Source organism: Hydrogenibacillus sp. N12, assembly GCF_019645935.1.
Lineage (GTDB): Bacteria > Bacillota > Bacilli > Thermicanales > DSM-22653 > Hydrogenibacillus > Hydrogenibacillus schlegelii.
This window is the reverse complement of sequence record NZ_CP080953.1, coordinates 2,329,796-2,349,925: the sequence shown is the minus strand read 5'-3', so window position 1 is coordinate 2,349,925 and position 20,130 is coordinate 2,329,796. Positions and strand designations below refer to the sequence as shown.

The following is a 20,130-nucleotide window of genomic DNA, read 5'->3' as shown; positions in this document are numbered from 1 at the left end:
AGGAGATCGGCGGTGGAGGGAGAGACGATTCGCGTCCGGCGGACGACCCGGGAGTCGGCGATCGACGTCGCCGTCGCGTTCCGACCGCCGTCGCCGGAAGTCAAGGCGCGGCTGAAGACGCCGCTTCCGTTTTTTAACCACATGCTCGAGCACATCGCCTGGCGCGGCGAGCTCGACCTTTCGGTGGAGGTCCGGCTCGACGGGTTTTTCCTCGCCCATGTCGTCACAGAAGACGTCGGCATCGCCCTCGGCCGGGCGATCCGGACGTACGTCGAGCGGCATCAGGGGCGGGGGCTTTCCGGCTACGGATTTGCCTACGGGGCGATCGACGAGGCGCTCGCGCGGGCGGTCGTGAGCTTCGAGTCCCGGGCGGGCTTTTTCTTCGACGCCGGGGCGGTGACGCTCCCGGAGGCGACGGAAGGGGTCCGGAGCGAAGATCTGATCGCCTTTTTTGAGGGGTTCGTGCAGGGGGCGCTGGCGACGGTGCACCTCGATCTGTTGAAAGGCCGGCCGCGGCACGGGCACCACCTGTGGGAGGCGGCATTTCGCGCCTTCGGCCAGGCGCTCGCGTCCGCCCTCGCCCGGCGGCCGGAACGGGCCGGCCTGTTCGCCGGCGTCGCCGGCGCCATCGGCTGGGAAGTGACGGTGGAGGAGGCGCCGGAAGGCGGAGAGCGGCCCGGCGAAGGCTGATCGCGGCGGATCCGGCGTTCAGGAATGCCGGCGCCTTCGGACATGCGGCGGGCCGGCGGCCTCGCCGAGCTCGGGTCCATCGTCCGTCGGGGAGTGCCCGGCGCCTTTCGCCGCGTCCGGTTCCGGCCGCCGGCGGACGGGCCCTCGCCACCTCCGACGCCGTGTGGTACACTGAAACGGGAGCTTGAACGCTCCGAACGTGGGAACGGAAGGGAGGATGCCCGGTGGGGGAACGGCCGGCGCCGGACGCCTTGCGGGCGATCCGGCAGGCGCTTCTGGCCGGCGATGCGCCGGCGGCCGCCGGCTTGGCCGAGGCGCTGCTCGAGGATGCCGGCACCCTCGATGCCCTGGTCGAAGCGGCGGCGCTCTTTACGGAATACGGGCTGCACGACGCCTCGCTCCGCCTCATCCTCGGCGCCCTCGGCCGGCAGGGGCTCACCTTTCCACCGCCGTACGCCGCGTCGATTCGGGCCCTCCCGGCGCGGGCGTATTACCTCTTGGCGCAGAATTTCGTCAACTACGGTGATTTTCTGCATGCCCGTCTCGCCCTCGACCGGATGGAGGCGGCCCTTTCCCGCTCACCGTTTGAGCCGGACGGCGATCTGCAGGGATTCCGAGCTTATCTCGAATCGGAAATCCGGCGCACGATCCACGAAAATACGCCTCGAGAGCACATCCCGGCGCTGGAGCGGGCGGTGCTTCACTACGAGGCGGAGCGCTACCTTCAGGCGGCGGCGGCGTTTCGGGCGCTTCTCGAGTCGGCGCCGGACGTCCGGCCGGCGTGGCGCCGCCTCGTCCAGTGTTACCGCCGGCTGGATTTCGTCGAGTCGGCGGAAGCGACGTTTCAGGAAGCCCTCCAGCGCTTTCCGGACGACGTCGAGCTCATGGCCGATTACGCCATCTTTTTGCATGAACAGGGACGGCGCCGGGAGGCCCGGCGTTTTGCCCGCCGGCTGCGGACGATCCTGCCCCTTTCCCTCGACGTCCGGTATCGCCTCGGCCTGGCCTTGGGCATCCTAGGCGAAGACGATCGGGCGTATGCGCTCCTTCATGGTCTCTTCCGGCGGGCGCCGGACGAAGTTCACCCGGGCGTGCTTCATTACCTCGCCGTCGCCGCGTACAACACCGGCCGGTGGGAGGAGGCCCGGCGCTTCTGGCGCCTCCTCGCCGGCCGGACGGAAGGCGGCTGGGTCGGGGCGGCGATGCTCCGCTATCTCGACCGGGCCGAGCGACGGGCCCGCAAGGCAGCGCCGGCCCGTCAGGGGGCTCTGAGCGGACCGGGCGGATCGCCCGGCGCGGAGGCCTCGAAGGCGCCCGGCCGGCACCGGAAGCGGCTTTCGTACCGCTACCCGCCGGATGAAGCGGTCTTCGAGCGGTGACGGCGGTCTTTGAACGGGGACGGGCGGGGTGAGCGAAAGAAGCGGCTTTTCCGAAAAGCGGTCGGGAAAAGCGCCCTCCCCGGAACGGGGCCTTCCGGTAAGGGGCCCGACCGACGGTGGTTTCCCGGTACGGCGGTCCGGGATCGGTTTGGCTTTACAAACCGAAGGCGATGGGGTATGATGATGGCGTAGCCAAATCGATACTTATCGATCTAGCCGGCCGGCTCCGCCGCGGCCTGGCCCGGCCGCAAGGGAGCCGCAAAGGAGGGAAAAAGCCGATGAACGACCGCCTCTACGACGTCGCCATCCTCGGCGCCGGTCCGGCCGGAATGACCGCCGCCGTCTACGCCGCGCGGGCCAACCTGTCGACGCTGCTCATCGAACGGGGGGTGCCCGGCGGGCAGATGAACGACACCGCCGACGTGGAAAACTATCCGGGCTACGAGAACATCCTCGGGCCGGATCTCGCCACCAAGATGTTCGAACACGCCCAGAAGTTCGGCGCCGAGTACGTCTACGGCGAGGTGACCGGCCTCGAGCCGGACGGCGACGTGAAGATCGTCCGGACGCACGACGAGACGTACCGCGCCCGGGCGGTGATCATCGCCACCGGCGCCACGCCGCGGCGTCTCGGCGTTCCGGGGGAGGACCGGCTCGCCGGCCGGGGCATTTCCTGGTGCGCGGTGTGCGATGGAGCGTTTTTCAAGGATAAAAACCTGATCGTCGTCGGCGGCGGCGACTCGGCGCTCGAGGAAGGGACGTATCTCACCCGCTTTGCGAAGAAGGTGACCGTCGTCCACCGGCGGGACAAATTCCGGGCCCAGAAGATCCTTCAGGATCGGTTTTTCGCCAATGAAAAGACGGACGTCATCTGGAACCACGTCGTCGTTGAAATTCTCGGGGAGAAGCGCGTCGAAGGGGTCGTCCTGAAAAACGTCGTCACCGGCGAGACGACGACGATGCCGATCGACGGCGTCTTCATCTACGTCGGCCTCGATCCGCTGAGCGAGCCGTTTCGATCCCTCGGCATCACGAACGAGGCCGGCTACATCGTCACCGACGAAGAGATGCGGACGAAGATCCCCGGCGTCTTTGCCGCCGGCGACGTCCGGGAGAAAAAGCTCCGGCAGATCGTGACCGCCACCGCGGACGGCGCCATCGCCGCCCAGGCGGCGCAACAGTATCTCGAGTCGCTTCACGACGCGGCGATTGTTAACAAATCTTAATGTCACCGTAACGGACCTGAAACAAAGGACGCCTATAATGGGAGGCGTAGTGACCCCCTTTAAGATAAATCCCCTGCCTAGCCGCGGGCGTCCCCCTGCGGCGCTTTTTTTGTCTTGGGAACCGTGGTCTTCGGAACCGGTTCGCGCCCCGGTTGCCCCCGAACCGGGGCCGTGCTATGCTTAGGGCGTTCGGAGGGAGGGAGGACGGTGCGGCGGGTCGTCAACTGCCTCATCACCGACGGGAATCGGCTTTTGATGCTGCAAAAACCCCGCCGCGGATACTGGTACATCCCGGGCGGCAAGGTCGAGCCGGCGGAAAGCCTCGGCGAAGCCGTCCGCCGGGAGGTGGAGGAGGAGACGGGGCTCGTTCTGACGTCCGCCCACCTCCGGGGCGCCTTCGTCATCGACGTTCAGGCGGACGGGGAGCTTCAGGACGAGTGGATGCTCTTTACCTTCGTCGCCGACGGCTGGTCCGGAACGCTCAAGGACGAGGCGGCGGAAGGCGTCCTCGCGTGGCAACCGATCACGGCCCTGGACCGGCTGCCGATGCCGGCCGGCGACCGGATCGTTCTCTCCCGCCTCGTCTTCGACCCCGCCGGTCGTCTGCCCCTCACAGGCCGGTTCGTCTACACGCCCGACGAAGCGCTGCTCGCCTATGCGTTTGATCCGACCGAAGCCCGCGCAGCCGACGCGGACGGCGTCCGGCCGAGGTGAGGGCGATGCTCCTTCTCATCACCGGCATGAGCGGTGCCGGGAAGACCGTCGCTTTGAAAAGCCTCGAGGAACTCGGTTTTTTTTGTGTCGACAACCTGCCGCCAGTCCTTTTGGAAAAATTCGCCGAACTCATCCGGCAGTCGGCCGCGGCGCCGAACGCGGCGGTCGTCGTCGACCTCCGGGGCGGCCCCTTTTTTGACGACCTCCTGAGCGCTTTGGAAACGCTCGACGAGCGGGAGATCGGCTACACGCTCGTCTTCCTCGAGGCGCGGGACGACGTCCTCATCGCCCGGTACAAGGCGGCCCGAAAGCCTCACCCCCTCGCTCCGGATCGACCGGTCGGCGAGGGCATCGCCCGGGAGCGGGCGATGCTGGCGGACGTCCGCCGGCGGGCGGATCAGGTGATCGACACGTCCGAGATGCGCCCGGAAGACCTCCGGGCCCTGCTCGCCCGGCGGTTCGCCCCGGCGGCCGGCGGGGCGAAGATGCGGCTTCATCTCGTTTCGTTCGGCTTCAAATACGGTCCGCCGCCGGATGCCGACCTCGTCTTCGACGTCCGCTTTCTCCCCAATCCCCACTACGTGCCGGAGCTTAGGCCCAAGCCGGGGACGGATCCGGACGTCGCCGCCTACGTCCTCGACCGCCCGGAGACCGGCCAGCTGATGAACCGGCTGATCGACTTCCTCGAGTTCGTCCTGCCTCAGTACGAACGGGAAGGGAAAGCGGAACTCGTCGTCGCCGTCGGCTGCACCGGCGGCCGGCACCGTTCCGTCGCCGTCGCCGAGGCGATCGCCCGGCACTTCGCCGACCGCTGGCCGACGAAGATCATCCACCGGGACGTCGACCGGGGGCGCCGGAGCGGCGAAGACGCATAAAGAAAAACCATCCGGGGAGAAAAGAGGGAGAGCCATGGGGCATGCGCCAAAGCGCCGCGTCGTCGCCATCGGCGGCGGGACGGGGCTATCCAGCCTTCTTCGGGGCCTGAAGGCCGGTCCGTTTGCGATCACGGCCATCGTCACCGTCGCCGACGACGGCGGGAGCACGGGGCGGCTTCGGGCGGAGATGGACATCCCGGCGCCGGGGGACATCCGGAACGTCCTCGTCGCGCTGGCGGAAAAAGAATCGCTCCTTTCCGCACTCATGCAGTATCGCTTCCGCACGAACGGCGCCCTGTCGGGGCACGCGCTCGGCAACCTCCTCATCGCCGCCATGAGCGACATCACCGGCGATTTCGCCCAGGCGGTGCGGGCGCTCTCCCGCGTCCTCGCCGTCCGGGGCGTCGTCCTGCCGGCGGCCAACGCCCCCCTTCGCCTCAAGGCGGAGCTCGCCGACGGCACCGTCGTCGAGGGGGAGTCGAACATCCCGAAAGCCGGACGGCCGATCCGGCGGGTGATGATCGACCCGCCCGATGCGGCTCCCCTTCCGGAGGCGCTTCAGGCGATCCGGGAGGCCGAGCTCATCCTTCTCGGGCCGGGGAGCCTGTACACGAGCCTCATCCCGAACCTCCTCGTGCCGGGCCTCGTCCAGGCGATCGCCGAAAGCCGAGCCCCCAAGGCGTTCATCGTCAACCTCATGACCCAACCCGGCGAGACCGACGGCTACACCGCCCTCGACCACGTCGCCGCCGTCGAGGCCCACAGCGCGCCGAAGCTGTTCGACGTCCTCGTCGTCAACACCGGCCCCATCCCCGAGCCGCTCGCAAGGCGCTACCGGGAGGGAGGTCAGGAGGCGGTCCGGGTCGATCGGGAGGTGCTCCGCGCCCGAGGGTACCGCCTGATCGAAGACGATTTCGTCCTCGCCGACCCGAAGACGGGCCTCATCCGGCACGACGCCGTCAAGGTCGGCGAGCGGCTCCTTTCGGCCCTCTTTTAGACGAAAGGGGGCGTCGTCGTGTCGTTTGCCCGGGAGGCGAAAAATGAGCTCACCCGCATTCAGGATCTCCCGGCCTGCTGCCGGCGGGCGGAGCTTTCCGCGCTCGCCCGCCTGAACGGCCGCATCGTCGACGATGAAGACGCCGGCCGGCCGGCGATCGAGATCGCGACGGAAAATGCCGCCATCGCGCGGCGGATCTACGTCCACGTCCGGGACGTCCTCGGCGCCCCCGGCCGGGTCATCGTACGGAAAAATCGGCGCCTCCGGAAAAACAACACGTATGTCATCCGGCTGCCGCTCCCGCCGGAGGCGGTCGCGGAGCGCCTCGGCCTCCGGCTCGATTCCGTCGCCGGCGCCTTCGTCGGTGCCCCGACGGAGGAGGTGACGAAAAAAACATGCTGCAAGCGGAGCTACCTCCGGGCGGCCTTTCTCGCCCGGGGGTCGGTCAACGCGCCGTCGGCCCACTCCTACCATCTCGAGCTCACCGCCGGCGACGGCGACCACGCCGACCGGCTGGAGGCGCTCTTCCGCCACTTCGGCCTTTTCCCCCGTCGACTCGTTCGGCCGAAGGGAACGATCCTGTACCTCAAAGAAGGCGACCAGATCACCGAGTTTTTGAGCTTGATCGGCGCCCACAATTCGCTCTTTCGCTTTGAAGACGTCCGCATCATGAAGGACATGCGGAACACGATCAACCGCCTGGTGAACGCCGAGACGGCCAACCTGAACAAGGCGGTCCGGGCGGCGATGGCCCAGGTGCGGGACATCACCCTGATCCAGGAGACGATCGGCCTCGAGTCGCTGCCGCCGAAGCTCCGGGAGGTCGCCGAGGCGCGCCTCCGGCACCCGGAGGCCAATTTGAAGGAGCTCGGCGAACTCCTCCCCGGCGGGCCGGTCAGCAAATCGGGCATCAACCACCGCTTGCGGAAAATCCATGAAATCGCCATGAAGATTCAGTCGACACGGCGTCCGATGTGATATAATAAAACCATCATTCCCTTCGCTGAGGTCAACGAGCGCATCCCGCGGGGCAGAAGGAGGCGGGGGCGGTGCTGGAGAGACGGGTGCGCGTCAATCTGAAAACCGGCCTGCAGGCGCGGCCGGCGGCGATGTTCGTCCAGGAAGCGAACCGCTTTCAGGCGGAGATCTGGCTGGAAAAAGGCGACAAGCGCGTGAGCGCCAAAAGCATCATGGGCGTCATGAGCCTCGCCATCGCGCCGGGGACGGAGATCGTCCTCAAGGCCGAAGGCCCGGACGCCGACGAGGCGCTCAAGCGGCTTTCCGCCTTCGTCGCCGAAGAAAATCTCACCTTTGCCTGAGCGTGGTTTTGGCGGTTCAGGAAACGGAGGCCATTGGCAGCGCTCTCCGGCGGCTTCGTCGGGGGTCCGCACCGGCAGGCGGACGCCCGACGGCCGGCGGGGCTCCGCCCGGGCGAAAGCCCGGGCGGTTTTATGTGTTGGTGCCCGTGAGGGAGGGCTTGCGCCCGGGAACGCCGCACCGCCCCGCCGCATAGGAAAGAGCGAACGTCTCGGCAAAGGGGCGAAAGCGCGTGCAGATCGTCGTCGTTCGTCGGGGAGATTCCCTTCCTGCGTTCGCCCGCCTCTACGGCACGACCGTGCCGGCGCTCATGGCGCAAAACGGCCTAGAAGCGCCGGCATGCCTCGCCGTCGGGCAGGCCCTCCTCGTGCCCGGGCCGGCGACGATCATCGTCCGGCCCGGCGACACGCTCGCGTCGATCGCCGAGCGGACCGGCATTCCGCCGGACGCGTGGGTGGCGAAAAACCGCCTCGCCCATGCGGCGGCGCTCGTCCCCGGGATGCGCCTTGGGGTGCCGGAGGTTCCCCCGCCGGTCATCGAGGCCCATGCCTACCTCGAGCCGCGGGGCGATCGGCCGGAGCGGGACCGGGCCGTCGTTCAGGAAGCGGCGCCGACTCTGACGGCGGTGAACGTATTTTACGCCCAGATGACCGCGGCCGGCGGCCTCGTCCTCCCGGCCGACAAGGCGGTTCGGGACGCCCTGGAGGGGACGCCGGCGGCGCCCGTCCTCGTCGTCGCGCCGATCGAAGGCGGTTCCTTCCGACCGGAGATCGTCCGGGCGTTCTGGCGGGACCCGGCGTGGCAGGAGGCGCTGGCCCGGCAGCTCGTCGCCGTCGCCCGGGAGCGGGGCTACCGCGGCGTGCAGTTCGATTTCGAAGGCCTCGCGCCGGACGATTTCCGGCGGCTCGCCGCCTGGCTCAAAGGGGCAGTGCTTCGCCTCGGCCGGGCGGGGCTCGTCGTCTCCGTCGCTCTTCCGCCGCCGCAGCCCGGCGATCCGGCGGAGGCCTACCGGACGATCGGCGCCCTCGTCCACACCGTCACCCTGAAAACAGACGCCTGGGCTCACGCCGACGGCCCGCCCCAGCCGATCGCCCCGCTTCCGGAATTGGAAGCGGCCGTCGCGGAAGCCGTGCGGGTGCTGCCGCGGAAAAAGCTCCTTCTCGGCGCGCCGCTTTTCGGCTACGACTGGGCGCTTCCGGCCGTTCAGGGGCGGACCCGCGCCCGGGCCCTTGGCCTCGGCGACGCCTTACGCCTCGCCTGCACCGCCGGCGCCGAGGTGGCGTACGACGAGCGAGCGGAGGCGCCGGTCTTTCGCTACCGCGACCCGGCCGGCCGCGCGCACCTCGTCTGGTTCGAAGACGTCCGCTCGCTCTCCGCCAAGTTCCGCCTCGTCCGGCGCTACCGGCTTCGCGGCCTCTCCTTCTGGGCGCTCGGCCGGCCGGCCCCGGCGGCGTGGGCGCTCCTTAGGGAGGCTTTTTCCGTTCGGGCGTGGCCCAAATAAAAAACCGGCGCGCTGCGAATAAAAAAACGCCGCTCCGGGCGGCGCGCGCCTCGGGCAGCGTCAGCGTTCCGAAAGGCCGAGGTCCTTCCGGGAGGCGATGACGTGATCGATGATGCCGTAGGCCCGGGCCTCCTCGGCGGTCATGAAGAAATCCCGATCGGTGTCTCGCTCGATCCGCTCGAGGGGCTGGCCGGTCCGCTCGGCGAGGATGCGGTTTAATTTGTCGCGAAGCTTCAAGATCCGCCGGGCGCCGATGGCGATGTCCGCCGCCGGTCCCCGGACGCCGCCCAGCGGCTGATGAATCATGATTTCGGCGTTCGGCAGGGCGTAGCGCTTCCCCGGCGTCCCGGCGGCGAGCAAAAACGCCCCCATCGACGCCGCCAGCCCGAGGGCGATCGTCACCACGTCGGGCTTGATGAACTGCATCGTGTCGTAGATCGCCAGCCCCGCGGAGATCGATCCGCCGGGGCTGTTGATGTACAGGGCGATGTCCTTGTTCGGGTCTTCCGCCGCGAGAAAGAGGAGCTGGGCCACGACGAGGTTCGCCACCTCGTCGTCGATCGGCGTGCCGAGGAAGATGATCCGATCCCGAAGCAGCCGGGAGTACAGATCGTAGGCCCGCTCCCCGCGGCTCGTCTGTTCGATCACCGTCGGAACGTAGACCATGATCGACCTCCGCCCGCGCCGTCGAAGGGTGTCAAGCCGGGAAAAGAAATGTCGAAAGATCAGAAGTTTTGGAATGAGGCAGGATTTCCCTTTCCCGGCGTCGAACCGAATCGACAGGACTGTTTCTGCGGAAACTCAAGCGCCTTCAGACCTTGGTGAGCGGATCAAGCCGGCATACCAACAGAGAGAGGTGAGCGCGATGCTGGATTTCAAACCCCGCCGAACGTTCGCCCGTCCCGACGTGGCGCTCCTCGATCGCCTGATCGCTTCCGGTGTCCGCGTCACGGTCCACTACGACGGCATCGACGGCCGGCCGGCCGCCGCCACCGGACGCCTCGTCGAACGCATCGAAAAGGCGGCGGTCGTCGTGCACCAGATCGGGAACCTCGGAGCCGATCGGCTGATCGTCGTTCACCTCGACCGACTGCGGGCCGTGGAGACGGCGCCACCGTCAACGCTTTGGTTTGCCGGGACGGACGGGGAATGAACACAAAAGCCGTCCGGCTTCGCCGGCTCCATCGCTCGGCGCATCGACCGCACGGCATCGTCTCAGGGCATAAAAAAATGGCGCACCCGGAGGGACTCGAACCCCCGCACTTGGCTCCGGAGGCCAACGCTCTATCCAGCTGAGCTACGGGTGCATCCATGTGACGAAGATCATTATATCCGCCGGACGCGGTGAAGGCAAGATGTTAATTTTGCATTTACCGCGGCCGGCGTTTCTTTTTGACAGCGGGCCCTGGCCGGCCTATCATGGAAACGAAGCCTCGATCCATCTTGGGAAGAAGGATATGTATCGCCTTTTGGGGACGTTTTAAGTCTCGAGGGACAAAAAAAGTCCCGAAAGGCGCGAAAGGAGGGCTTCGGTGTCCGGCGATCTCGAGGCGGCGCTCGGGCTGTTTGAACGGCTGCTTCCGGAATTCCGTCCATCCCTCGCCCGGCGGCTTTCGGCGCTCGAGGCGATCGCCCTCTTCGGCCCCGTCGGACGCCGGGCGCTGGCCGAGCGGCTGGGGCTTACGGAACGGGTCCTCCGGGCGGAGATCGAGGCGCTGGAGCGCCAGGGGCTCGTCGTCGTCGGTGCCCGCGGCGTCGTCGCCAGCCCGGATGGGTTAACCCTCCTCGAGGCGTTCGAACCGCTCGTCGATGCGTTCAGCGCTCTCCGCGTCCTCGCCCGGACGGTGGAGCACCTCCTCGGCCTGAAGCGGGTCGTCGTCGTCCCCGGCGACGTCGCCCGGCAGCCGGACGACCTCGCCGCGGTCGCCCGGGCGGCGGCCATCGCCCTGGAGCGGGCGATGAAGGAGGCGCGGGTCATCGCCGTCGCCGGCGGGACGACGATGGCCGCTGTCGCCGAGGTCTTTCGGCCGCGGCGCAAACATCCGGAGGTGACCTTTGTCCCGGCCCGGGGCGGCCTCGGCGAACACATCGACATCCAGGCCGACACAATCGCCGCCCGGCTGGCGGATCGCGCCGGCGGTCGCTTCGTCCGCCTCGGCGTGCCGGATCAGCTGTCGCCGGAGACGATCCGGGCGATGCTGGAGGAGGCGGACGTCCGCCGCCGGCTCGACGAGGTCCGCCGGGCGGAAGTCGTCTTCCACGGCATCGGCGATGCCAAGACGATGAGCCTCAGGCGGCGGGCGGATGCGGCACTCCGGGCGGAACTCGAGCGGCGCGGCGCCGTGAGCGAGGCGTTTGGCGCATACTACGACGGAGACGGGCGCCTCGTCGCTCAGATGCCGACGATCGGCCTTTCCATCGAAGAGCTTCGTGCCAAGCGGTGCGTCGCCGTCGCCGCCGGCCGTCCCAAGGCGGCGGCGATCATTTCCCTGGCCAAGACCGGCCTGTTTCAGGAGCTGATCACCGACCAGGGGGCGGCGGAGGCCATCCGGGATGGGCTGGCCCCGCCGCCGTCCGACTGACCGCCGGCCGTCCGATTGACAGACGGCGGTTTTTCGAAAATAATACGCAAAGGAGGAGCCTTCCATGGTCCGCGTGGCCATCAATGGCTTCGGCCGGATCGGCCGCCTCGTCTTTCGCGCCGCCCTCCGGCATTCGACGTACGAGATCGTCGCCGTCAACGACCTCGCCGACGCCGAGATGCTCGCCCACCTCCTCCGGTACGATTCGGTCCACGGCCGCTTTCCGGGGTCGGTCGAGGTGACGGCGGACGGCTTTCGTGCCGGCGGCCGGGACGTTCGGGTGACGTCGGAGCGGGATCCGGCGCACCTCCCGTGGCGCGACCTCGGCGTCGACATCGTCGTCGAGTCGACGGGGCGGTTTACGAACGCCGAAGACGCGCGAAAACACCTTCAGGCCGGGGCGAAGAAGGTCATCATCTCGGCGCCGGCGAAAGGGGAGGACGTCACCGTCGTCCTCGGCGTGAACGAGTCGGTCTACGATCCGGCCCGGCACCACATCCTCTCGAACGCCTCCTGCACGACGAACGCCCTGGCGCCGGTGGCCAAGGTGCTCCACGAGGCGTTCACCATCCGGCGGGGCCTCATGACGACGGTCCACTCCGTGACGAACGACCAGCAGATCCTCGATCTCGCCCACAAAGACTTTCGCCGGGCGCGGGCGGCGGGGCTTTCGATCATCCCGACGACGACGGGGGCGGCCCGGGCCGTCGGCAAGGTGCTTCCGGAGCTCGCCGGCAAGCTGAACGGCATGGCCTTCCGGGTGCCGACGCCGAACGTCTCGGTCGTCGACCTCGTCGCCGAGGTGGAAAAGGACGTCACCGTCGAGGCGGTCAACGCCGCTTTGGCGGCGGCGGCCGAAGGGCCGATGAAGGGCATCCTCGCGGTCTCCCATGAACCGCTCGTGTCCCGGGACTTCAACGGCGATCCCCATTCGTCGATCGTCGATGCGCCGTCGACGATGGTCCTGGACGGCCGGATGGTCAAGGTGATCGCGTGGTACGACAACGAGTGGGGCTACGCCAACCGGGTCGCCGATCTCGTCGACATCGTCGTCCGCCGGGGCCTCGCCTGACGGCGGCCCGGCCCCTTCGGACGACCGCCCGGATCTCGCCTCATCTTCCGTCGGTTCCTGCCCGCCGGCCGTTCCGACCCCGCCCGACGGCCGCCTTGCGCGGGCGGCCGGTGAAGTCGACCGGGCGGCCCCTTTCCGGTCCCCTTTTTCGGTCTCCCGCCCCGCCCGGCGCATCCTTGGGGAAGGAGGAACCGCGATGCTTGCCACCCTTCAGGATGTCGACGTCGCCGGGCGCACCGTCTTTGTCCGGGTCGATTTTAACGTGCCCCTCGACGGGGGCCGCATCGCCGACGAGACCCGCATCCGGGCGCACCTGCCGACGATCGAGGCGCTCTCGGACCGTCGGGCGAAGATCGTCCTCGCGAGCCACCTCGGCCGGCCGAAGGGCGCGCCGGATCCGGCCCTTACCCTCGAGCCGGTGGCCGAACGGCTGAAAGCGCTCCTCGGTCGGACGGTCCGGTTCATCCCGGCGGTCGCCGGCCCGGAGGTCGATGCGGCGGTGCGAACCCTCCGGGAAGGGGAAATCCTGCTTCTGGAAAACGTCCGCTTTCACCCCGGCGAGACGAAAAACGATCCCGAGCTTTCGGCGGCCTGGGCGGCGTGGACGGACGTCTACGTCGGCGACGCCTTCGGTTCCGCCCACCGGGCGCATGCCTCCACCGTCGGCATCGCCGAGCGGGCGCCCCAGGCCGTCGCCGGGCTGCTCATGGAGCGGGAGATCCGGATGCTCACCCGGGTGCTGGAGGCGCCGGAGCGGCCGTTCGTCGCCATCGTCGGCGGGGCGAAGATCAAGGACAAGATCGGCGTTTTGAAAAACCTCCTGGCCAAGGCCGACGCGGTCCTCGTCGGCGGCGGCATGGCGAACACGCTCCTCTTCGCCGAAGGGGCGTCCCTCGGCGCCTCCCTCCTCGAACCGGAGGCGGTCGACGTCGCCCGGGCGCTTCTCGACGAAGCCCGCGCGCTCGGAAAGCCGCTCATGCTGCCGGAAGACGTCGTCGTCGCCGACCGGTTTTCAGCCGACGCCCGGACGGACGTCGCCGACGCCCGGGCGGTTCCGGACGGCTGGCAGGCCCTCGACATCGGCCCCCGGACCCGGGAGCGGTTCCGGGAGGTCATCCTCGGCGCGAAAACGGTCGTCTGGAACGGACCGATGGGCGTTTTTGAGCTCCCGCCGTTTGCCGAAGGGACCCGGGCGATCGCGGAGGCGGTGGCCGCGTCGGGCGCCATGTCGGTTGTCGGCGGCGGCGATTCCGTCGCCGCCTTAAACGAAACCGGCCTCAAGGATCGGATCACCCACGTGTCGACCGGCGGCGGCGCGACGCTCGAGTTTCTGGAAGGAAAAACGCTCCCGGGCGTCGCGGTGCTCATGCGCCGGCCGTGACGGCGCCGGTCCCGAAACGGCGTCCGCCGGAGTCCGAGCTTCGCCCGTTCTTTCGGCGACGGAAGCATCCGCCGGGCCGACCGGTCCGGTCCATCCGGTCCGGCCGGCTCGGCCCGAACTGAGAAAGGGACGACGTCATGCGAACACCGCTCATTGCCGCCAACTGGAAGATGCACAAGACGTGGCCGGAAGCGGCGACCGATTTCACCGCCCTCGAGGGGGAGCTTTCCGCCCGGAAGGCGGCCCAAGCGGCGCTCCCGGACGTCGTCGTCTGTCCGCCGTATCCGATGCTGGCGCTTTACCCGCTCCTTTTCCCCGGTGGCGCTTCTTTTGCCCTCGGCGCTCAGAATGTCCATCACGAAGCCTCCGGCGCCTACACCGGCGAGGTGAGCGCGCCGATGCTCACCGTCCTCGGCGCCGCCTACGTCATCGTCGGCCACTCCGAACGGCGGCGGGATTTCGGCGAAGACGCCGTCGTCGGGGCCAAGGTCGCCCGGGCGCTCGAGCACGATCTTACGCCGATCGTCTGCGTGGGCGAGACGCTGGACGCCCGCCGGGCCGGGGAGACGGAGGCGGTGGTGGGGGCGCAGCTTGCCGCGGCGCTCGCCGCCGTGACGCCGGAAGCGGCCGCCGCCGGCCGTCTCGTCATCGCCTACGAGCCGGTCTGGGCGATCGGGACCGGAGAGGCGGCGACGCCGGAGGCGGCGCAGGCGGTCGCCCGGTTCATTCGGGCCGAAGTGGCGGAACGCTTCGGCGCACAGGCGGCGGAGGCGACGCGAATCCTCTACGGCGGGAGCGTCACGGCGGACAACCTCGGCGGTTTTCTCGCCGAGCCCGACATCGACGGCGCCCTCGTCGGCGGGGCGAGCCTCGACGTCCGGCATTTTCTCCGGCTCGTCGACCTCGCCGCCGGCCGTCCGGCGGATCGGACCGCTCATGACGGCGGATGAACGGAGGCTGCCGGTGAACGGTCCGGCGCGGCCGGTGAACGCTCGGGCTGAGAGGCGCCCGGCTTTGCGGCGCCGCTTTGCCGGCGCCGGCCGGATTCGAACGGGGCCGACCGGACGTTGACCGATGTTGCGCCATGCTGCGGGCGGAAGGAGGGATTCCTGTGGCCGAACGCCGGCGCCCGAAGCCGCTCGCCCTCATCATCCTGGACGGGTTTGCCCTTCGGGAAGAACGCCACGGCAATGCCGTCGCCCAGGCCCGGAAGCCGAATTTCGATCGGTACTGGGCGACGTATCCGCACACGACGCTTCAGGCCTCCGGGGAGGCGGTCGGCCTTCCGCCGGGGCAGATGGGAAACTCCGAGGTCGGCCATCTCAACATCGGTGCCGGCCGGATCGTCTACCAGGACCTGACGCGGATCGACCGGGCGATCGAGGGCGGCTCCTTTTTCGACAACCCGGCGCTTCTCGCCGCGGTCCGGCATGTTCAGGCCTTCCCGGAGCGGACGCTCCACCTCGCCGGGCTCGTCTCCGACGGCGGCGTCCATTCGCATCTCCGGCATCTCCTCGCGCTGCTCGAGCTCGCCCGGCGGCACGGCCTGAGGCGGGTGGCGGTTCACGCCTTCCTCGACGGCCGCGACACGCCGCCGGCGAGCGCCATCGGATATCTGGAAGCGGTGGGCGCCGCGATGCGCCGCCTCGGCGTCGGGCGCATCGCCACCGTCGCGGGGCGCTACTACGCCATGGACCGGGACCGGCGGTGGGAGCGGACGGAAAAGGCCTACCGGGCGATGGTCGACGGCATCGGCGAGACGGCGGACGATCCGATCGAGGCCGTCCGCCGGTCATACGACCGGGGCGTGACCGATGAGTTCGTCGTCCCGACGGTGATCGTCGAAGCGGGCCGGCCCGTCGCGCCCATCCGGGACGACGATGCGGTCGTCGTGTTCAACTTCCGGCCGGACCGGGTGATCCAGCTTTCGCAGGCGCTCGGGAACGCCGATTTTGCCGGCTTTGACCGGGGGCCGTCACGGCCGGCGGCGCTCCTTTTGGTCACGATGACCCGGTATTCCGAGGACGTCGCCGCGGAAGTCGCCTTTCCCCCGGAGATGCCGGCCGACACCTTCGGCGAAGTCATCAGCCGGGCGGGGCTTTCGCAGCTTCGCATCGCCGAGACGGAAAAATACCCGCATGTGACGTACTTTTTCAGCGGCGGCCGGGAGGAACCGTTCCCCGGCGAGCGGCGGGTGCTCATCCCCTCGCCGAAGGTCCCGACGTACGACTTGAAGCCCGAGATGAGCGCCTACGAGGTGACCGACGCCCTCCTCGCCGAGCTCCGGACCGACCCGCCCGACGTGATCATGCTCAACTTCGCCAACCCGGACATGGTCGGCCACTCGGGGAAGCTCGAGCCGACGATCCGGGCGGTGGAGGCGGTCGACGACAACCTCGGTCGCGTCGTCGAGGCGGTCCTCGCCCTGGGCGGGGTGGCCGTCATCACCGCCGATCACGGGAACGCCGACGAGGTGCTCGACGCCGAAGGGCGGCCGGTGACGCAGCATACGACCAACCCGGTGCCGTTCATCGTCACCCGCTCCGACGTCCGCCTCCGGGACGGCGGCATCCTCGCCGACATCGCGCCGACGATGCTGGAGCTCCTCGGCCTTCCGCAGCCGGCGGCGATGACCGGCCGCTCGCTCCTCCTGGCTCCGGTCGAAGCGGCGCCGTAAGCGGCCCCGTCAGCGAAAGACGGCGCCGAAAGCTTCTCCGTCTGGGAAAGACGGTGGCGGGAGCAAAGCCGAACGGGGAGAAGGCGTCGATCCGGGCGCGGCCCGACGGGCATACGGCCGCTTGCGACCTGTGTCTATCCCGCCGGCCGAGATCAAAGGGAGCCCGGACGCCTTGCGGACGGCACGGCGCCTCGTCCGTGCAGAAAGGAGACATCCATGAGCACACCGCAGACGATCATCGAAGAGGTGTACGCCCGGGAGGTGCTCGACTCCCGCGGCAACCCGACGGTCGAAGTCGAGGTACATTTGAGCGGCGGCGCCGTCGGCCGGGCGATCGTCCCGTCCGGCGCGTCGACCGGGAAGCACGAGGCGATCGAGCTCCGGGACGGTGGCGCCCGCTACCTCGGCAAAGGGGTCGAGGTGGCCGTGGAGAACGTCGAAAGCGAGATCGCTGAGGAGATCGTCGGCCTGGACGCCCGGGCGCAGGCGGAAGTCGATGCGGCCCTCATCGCCGCCGACGGCACCCCGAACAAAAGCCGCCTCGGCGCCAACGCCATCCTCGGCGCCTCGATGGCGGTCGCCCATGCGGCGGCGAACGCCCTCGGCCTTCCGCTTTACGCCTACCTCGGCGGTCCCTTGGCCCGGCTTTTGCCGGTGCCGATGATGAACATCCTGAACGGCGGGAAGCACGCCGACAACCCGATCGACTTTCAGGAGTTCATGATCGTCCCGGCCGGGGCGCCGTCGTTTCGGGAGGCGCTCCGGATGGGGACGGAGGTCTTTCACACCCTGAAAAAAGTCCTCGCCGAGCGGGGGCTTTCCACCGCCGTCGGCGACGAAGGCGGCTTTGCGCCTGAGCTTCGCTCGGCGGAAGAGGCCCTCGAGACGATCCTTTTGGCGATCGAGCGGGCGGGATACCGCCCCGGCGAGGATGTCGCCATCGCCCTCGACTGCGCCGCGACGGAGCTTTACGACGGGTCCCGCTACGTCTTTCGCGGCGAGGGGACGACCCGGACGAGCGAGGAACTCGTCCAGTACCTGGAGAAGCTCGTCCGGGATTATCCGATCGTCTCGATCGAAGACGGCCTCGCCGAAGACGACTGGGACGGCTGGCGGATGCTCACCGATCGGCTCGGCCGCCGGGTGCAGCTCGTCGGCGACGATCTGTTCGTGACCAACGTCGAGCGGCTCAAAACCGGCATCCGGACCGGCGCCGCCAACGCCATCCTGGTGAAGGTCAACCAGATCGGCACCCTCACCGAGACGTTTGACGCGATCGACACGGCCCGGCGGGCCGCCTACCGGACGATCATCTCCCACCGCTCCGGCGAGACGGAAGACGTCACCATCGCCGATCTCGCCGTGGCGACGAACGCCGGTCAGATCAAGACCGGCGCCCCGTCCCGGACCGACCGGGTGGCGAAGTACAATCAGCTCCTCCGCATCGAAGAAGCCCTCGGCGACGCCGCCCGCTTTGCCGGCTGGAGCGCCTTCGGACGGGAGGGGGAAGGGCACGCGTGAAGCCTCTGCAAAAGCCCTAAAGTCGCAAAAAGCACGGGAACGCATCGTTCCCGTGCTTTTTTGGTGCGCCCGGCATGGGCGATGTCGGGCCGATGGCCTTTCCATCTATGGGTGGCGGACGGCGATGCCGAGAAGGTCCAGGGCGTCCTGAAACTCCTTTGCCGGCGGGCGATCGGTGATGATGAGCTGGATGCGTTCGAGGGGATCGATCAGGTAAAACGCCGTTTTGCCGAATTTGGTATGATCGGCGACGAGGATTCTCTGTTCGGCCTGCCTGAGCATCATTTTGCGAATTTCGCCTTCGTATTCATTGGAATCCATCAGGCCCTTCTCCGGATGCACGGCAGTCGGCGAGATGAACGCTTTATCGGCGAAATACGTTTTTAAGCTTTCCGTCGCCGCGTAGCCGACGTGCGACAGCGAGGGCGATCGGAGCGTGCCGCCGGTGCTCACCACCTTGATCGGTTCCAGGTCGGCGAGCTCGATTTCCACCTTCAGGGCATTCGTGATGACGGTTACTTTTTTCCGCATTCGTTTAATCAGCCGGGCGATGAAGAGCGAAGACGTGCTCGCATCGAGCATGATCGTATCGCCGGGCTGGATGAGTTCCGCGCTCAGCACGGCCATTTGCTTTTTTTCTTCGACGTAAGAAATTTCTCGGAGAGAGAGGGGATACTCCTTGGTCACATATTCGGACAAATACGCCCCGCCGTGGGTCCGGACCAGCAGGCCTTCTTTTTCCAGCCTTTCCAGATCTCGGCGGATCGTCTCTTCGCTGACACCGAAGCGCTTGCTGAGGTCAGAGACGACGACATTGCCCTGGAGCAGGAGCAGCTCCATGATTTTTTTTCTCCGTTCGACGCCAAGCACGGCCTTCACTCCCAAGCAGCATGGTCGAAGTCCAGTCTCATTTTAAACTTAGAAATCGCCATCGCAAGCAAGCGGTCGCAAGACAGCATAAAAGCAAAGAAAAACAGAACAAAAACCAAAGAATTTTGGTTGGAAGTCTTGACTTTGCTTCCGTTGTTCATTTATTATCAATATTGATGACCAAATCGATCTGGAGGGGGAGCGGGATGCGGAGATCCGGATGGATGCTACTTACGCTGCTCGTGCTGCTGGTGACGGCGGCGTGCGGTGCGAAGGAGACGGCCAATCCGGCGCCGCCGAAAGCGGCCGAAGGGGCCAAGCTCGAAGGGGTTCCCGAAGGGGTTCAGGGGAACATTCGCGTCGCCGTCATTCGGAATTTGCCGTCGGACGATCACACGAAGCAATTCCTCGATGGCGCGCGGAGCGAAGGCGAGGCGTTCGGCTTTAAGGTGGACACGTTTATCGCTGAAAACGATGACGCCAAGTTTCAAGATCTCGTCGCACAGGCGATTCAAAAAGATTACGCCGGTCTGATCATCTCGCACGGGAAAAAAGATTATTCGTACGATATGATCAAACCGGCTCTGGACAAAGGGATGAAAGTCGTCACGTTCGATACGATCATTGACAAAAACGGCGAGACGCTGCCGGGGGTCACGACGACGTTTCAGAACGACCATATGCTGGCGGCCCTGTCCCTGGAAGCGCTCATCGACGCCTTTCCGGACCGCAAACCGGCGCGCGTGATCAAGCTCTGGTTCGGCGGCGTCCCGCCGCTCGATCGCCGGGAGGAGATCTACAAAAAGTACGAAGAAGACGGGAAGATCCAGACCGTGGAGACGATCGGGCCGACCAACTTCCAGGATGTTCAGGGCGACATCGCGAACAAGGTCGGCGCCGTGCTCGCGAAATACCCGCCGGGATCGGTCGATGCCATCTGGGCGTCCTGGGATGAGATGGCCAAGGGGGCGTACAAGGCGCTGCAAGAAGCAGGGCGCAAGGACATCAAGCTGATCTCGATCGACATCTCCAACCAGGACATCAACCTGATGCGGGAGCCGGGGAGCCCGTGGGTCGCCACGGCGGCGGTCGACCCGAAGGTGATCGGGATCATGGATATGCGGCTTTTGGCCAAAAAACTGGCAGGCGAACCGACGCCGGACACCTATGAACTGGAGCCGAAGCTGATCCGAAAGGAGCAGCTCAAACCCGACACCAATATGACCAACCTCAAGGACGTCGTGCCCGGCTGGGGCCAGGCGGACGACTTTAACGAAGCGTGGATGGAGACGCTCCGCGAACATTTCGGGAAGCGTTAAGGTGACGGT

The 20,130-nt window shown here is 67.6% G+C and carries 19 protein-coding genes and 1 tRNA gene; 17 read left to right on the top strand and 3 right to left on the bottom strand.

The genetic code is table 11. The features are described from left to right. Positions 1-12 precede the first annotated feature (12 nt). From K2M58_RS11050 to K2M58_RS11010, 9 genes are all read left to right on the top strand, one after another. Entirely contained in the window at positions 13-690 is a 678-nt protein-coding gene (locus K2M58_RS11050) for an imidazoleglycerol-phosphate dehydratase (protein ID WP_220677582.1), read from the top strand. Positions 691-914: 224 nt separating this feature from the next. Next, positions 915-2,069 carry a tetratricopeptide repeat protein gene (locus tag K2M58_RS11045; RefSeq protein ID WP_220677581.1) on the top strand — a complete coding sequence of 385 codons (1,155 nt, stop codon included), beginning with the start codon at positions 915-917 and terminating at the stop codon, positions 2,067-2,069. A 278-nt stretch (positions 2,070-2,347) separates the two neighbouring features. Beyond that, complete coding sequence (gene trxB / locus K2M58_RS11040) at positions 2,348-3,295, top strand: thioredoxin-disulfide reductase (RefSeq protein ID WP_220677580.1); 948 nt, start codon at positions 2,348-2,350, stop codon at positions 3,293-3,295. Between the two features lie 207 nt (positions 3,296-3,502). After that, complete coding sequence (locus K2M58_RS11035) at positions 3,503-4,009, top strand: NUDIX domain-containing protein (RefSeq protein ID WP_220677579.1); 507 nt, start codon at positions 3,503-3,505, stop codon at positions 4,007-4,009. Positions 4,010-4,014: 5 nt separating this feature from the next. Continuing rightward, entirely contained in the window at positions 4,015-4,884 is an 870-nt protein-coding gene (gene rapZ / locus K2M58_RS11030) for an RNase adapter RapZ (protein ID WP_220678908.1), read from the top strand. 34 nt (positions 4,885-4,918) lie between these two features. After that, a complete protein-coding gene (locus tag K2M58_RS11025; RefSeq protein ID WP_220677578.1) occupies positions 4,919-5,881 on the top strand; it encodes a gluconeogenesis factor YvcK family protein in 963 nt (320 codons plus the stop codon). 18 nt (positions 5,882-5,899) lie between these two features. Next, positions 5,900-6,859 carry a DNA-binding protein WhiA gene (gene whiA, locus K2M58_RS11020; RefSeq protein ID WP_220677577.1) on the top strand — a complete coding sequence of 320 codons (960 nt, stop codon included), beginning with the start codon at positions 5,900-5,902 and terminating at the stop codon, positions 6,857-6,859. 71 nt (positions 6,860-6,930) lie between these two features. Next, entirely contained in the window at positions 6,931-7,200 is a 270-nt protein-coding gene (locus tag K2M58_RS11015; RefSeq protein WP_220677576.1) for an HPr family phosphocarrier protein, read from the top strand. 230 nt (positions 7,201-7,430) lie between these two features. Further along, a complete protein-coding gene (locus K2M58_RS11010; RefSeq protein ID WP_220677575.1) occupies positions 7,431-8,699 on the top strand; it encodes a LysM peptidoglycan-binding domain-containing protein in 1,269 nt (422 codons plus the stop codon). A gap of 60 nt (positions 8,700-8,759) precedes the next feature. On the opposite strand, the gene clpP is transcribed toward K2M58_RS11010, so the two are convergent. Further along, complete coding sequence (gene clpP, locus K2M58_RS11005) at positions 8,760-9,365, bottom strand: ATP-dependent Clp endopeptidase proteolytic subunit ClpP (protein WP_220677574.1); 606 nt, start codon at positions 9,363-9,365, stop codon at positions 8,760-8,762. Between the two features lie 199 nt (positions 9,366-9,564). Here clpP and K2M58_RS11000 point away from each other — a divergent pair, with 199 nt between their 5' ends. Beyond that, positions 9,565-9,852 carry a hypothetical protein gene (locus K2M58_RS11000; RefSeq protein WP_220677573.1) on the top strand — a complete coding sequence of 96 codons (288 nt, stop codon included), beginning with the start codon at positions 9,565-9,567 and terminating at the stop codon, positions 9,850-9,852. Between the two features lie 78 nt (positions 9,853-9,930). On the opposite strand, the gene K2M58_RS10995 is transcribed toward K2M58_RS11000, so the two are convergent. Then, positions 9,931-10,006 (bottom strand) — tRNA-Arg (locus K2M58_RS10995). Between the two features lie 225 nt (positions 10,007-10,231). On the opposite strand from K2M58_RS10995, the gene K2M58_RS10990 reads away from it, so the two are divergent. From K2M58_RS10990 to eno, 6 genes are all read left to right on the top strand, one after another. After that, the gene (locus tag K2M58_RS10990; protein WP_220677572.1) at positions 10,232-11,281 is read left to right on the top strand and encodes a sugar-binding transcriptional regulator; all 1,050 of its coding nucleotides are present in this window, start codon (positions 10,232-10,234) and stop codon (positions 11,279-11,281) included. A 64-nt stretch (positions 11,282-11,345) separates the two neighbouring features. Then, on the top strand, positions 11,346-12,353 hold the full coding sequence (gene gap, locus K2M58_RS10985; RefSeq protein ID WP_220677571.1) for a type I glyceraldehyde-3-phosphate dehydrogenase: 1,008 nt from the start codon (positions 11,346-11,348) through the stop codon (positions 12,351-12,353). A gap of 196 nt (positions 12,354-12,549) precedes the next feature. After that, complete coding sequence (locus K2M58_RS10980; protein WP_220677570.1) at positions 12,550-13,734, top strand: phosphoglycerate kinase; 1,185 nt, start codon at positions 12,550-12,552, stop codon at positions 13,732-13,734. Between the two features lie 137 nt (positions 13,735-13,871). Continuing rightward, positions 13,872-14,684, top strand: a complete 813-nt coding sequence (gene tpiA, locus K2M58_RS10975; protein ID WP_220677569.1) for a triose-phosphate isomerase — start codon at positions 13,872-13,874, stop codon at positions 14,682-14,684. A gap of 161 nt (positions 14,685-14,845) precedes the next feature. After that, complete coding sequence (gene gpmI / locus K2M58_RS10970) at positions 14,846-16,411, top strand: 2,3-bisphosphoglycerate-independent phosphoglycerate mutase (protein ID WP_252393470.1); 1,566 nt, start codon at positions 14,846-14,848, stop codon at positions 16,409-16,411. Between the two features lie 216 nt (positions 16,412-16,627). After that, positions 16,628-17,932 (top strand): phosphopyruvate hydratase, encoded by a 1,305-nt coding sequence (gene eno, locus K2M58_RS10965; RefSeq protein WP_220677567.1) that lies wholly within the window; start codon positions 16,628-16,630, stop codon positions 17,930-17,932. A 105-nt stretch (positions 17,933-18,037) separates the two neighbouring features. On the opposite strand, the gene K2M58_RS10960 is transcribed toward eno, so the two are convergent. After that, entirely contained in the window at positions 18,038-18,802 is a 765-nt protein-coding gene (locus K2M58_RS10960) for a DeoR/GlpR family DNA-binding transcription regulator (protein ID WP_289628249.1), read from the bottom strand. Positions 18,803-19,026: 224 nt separating this feature from the next. Here K2M58_RS10960 and K2M58_RS10955 point away from each other — a divergent pair, with 224 nt between their 5' ends. After that, on the top strand, positions 19,027-20,121 hold the full coding sequence (locus K2M58_RS10955) for a sugar ABC transporter substrate-binding protein (RefSeq protein WP_245637718.1): 1,095 nt from the start codon (positions 19,027-19,029) through the stop codon (positions 20,119-20,121). The last annotated feature ends 9 nt before the right edge of the window (positions 20,122-20,130 follow it).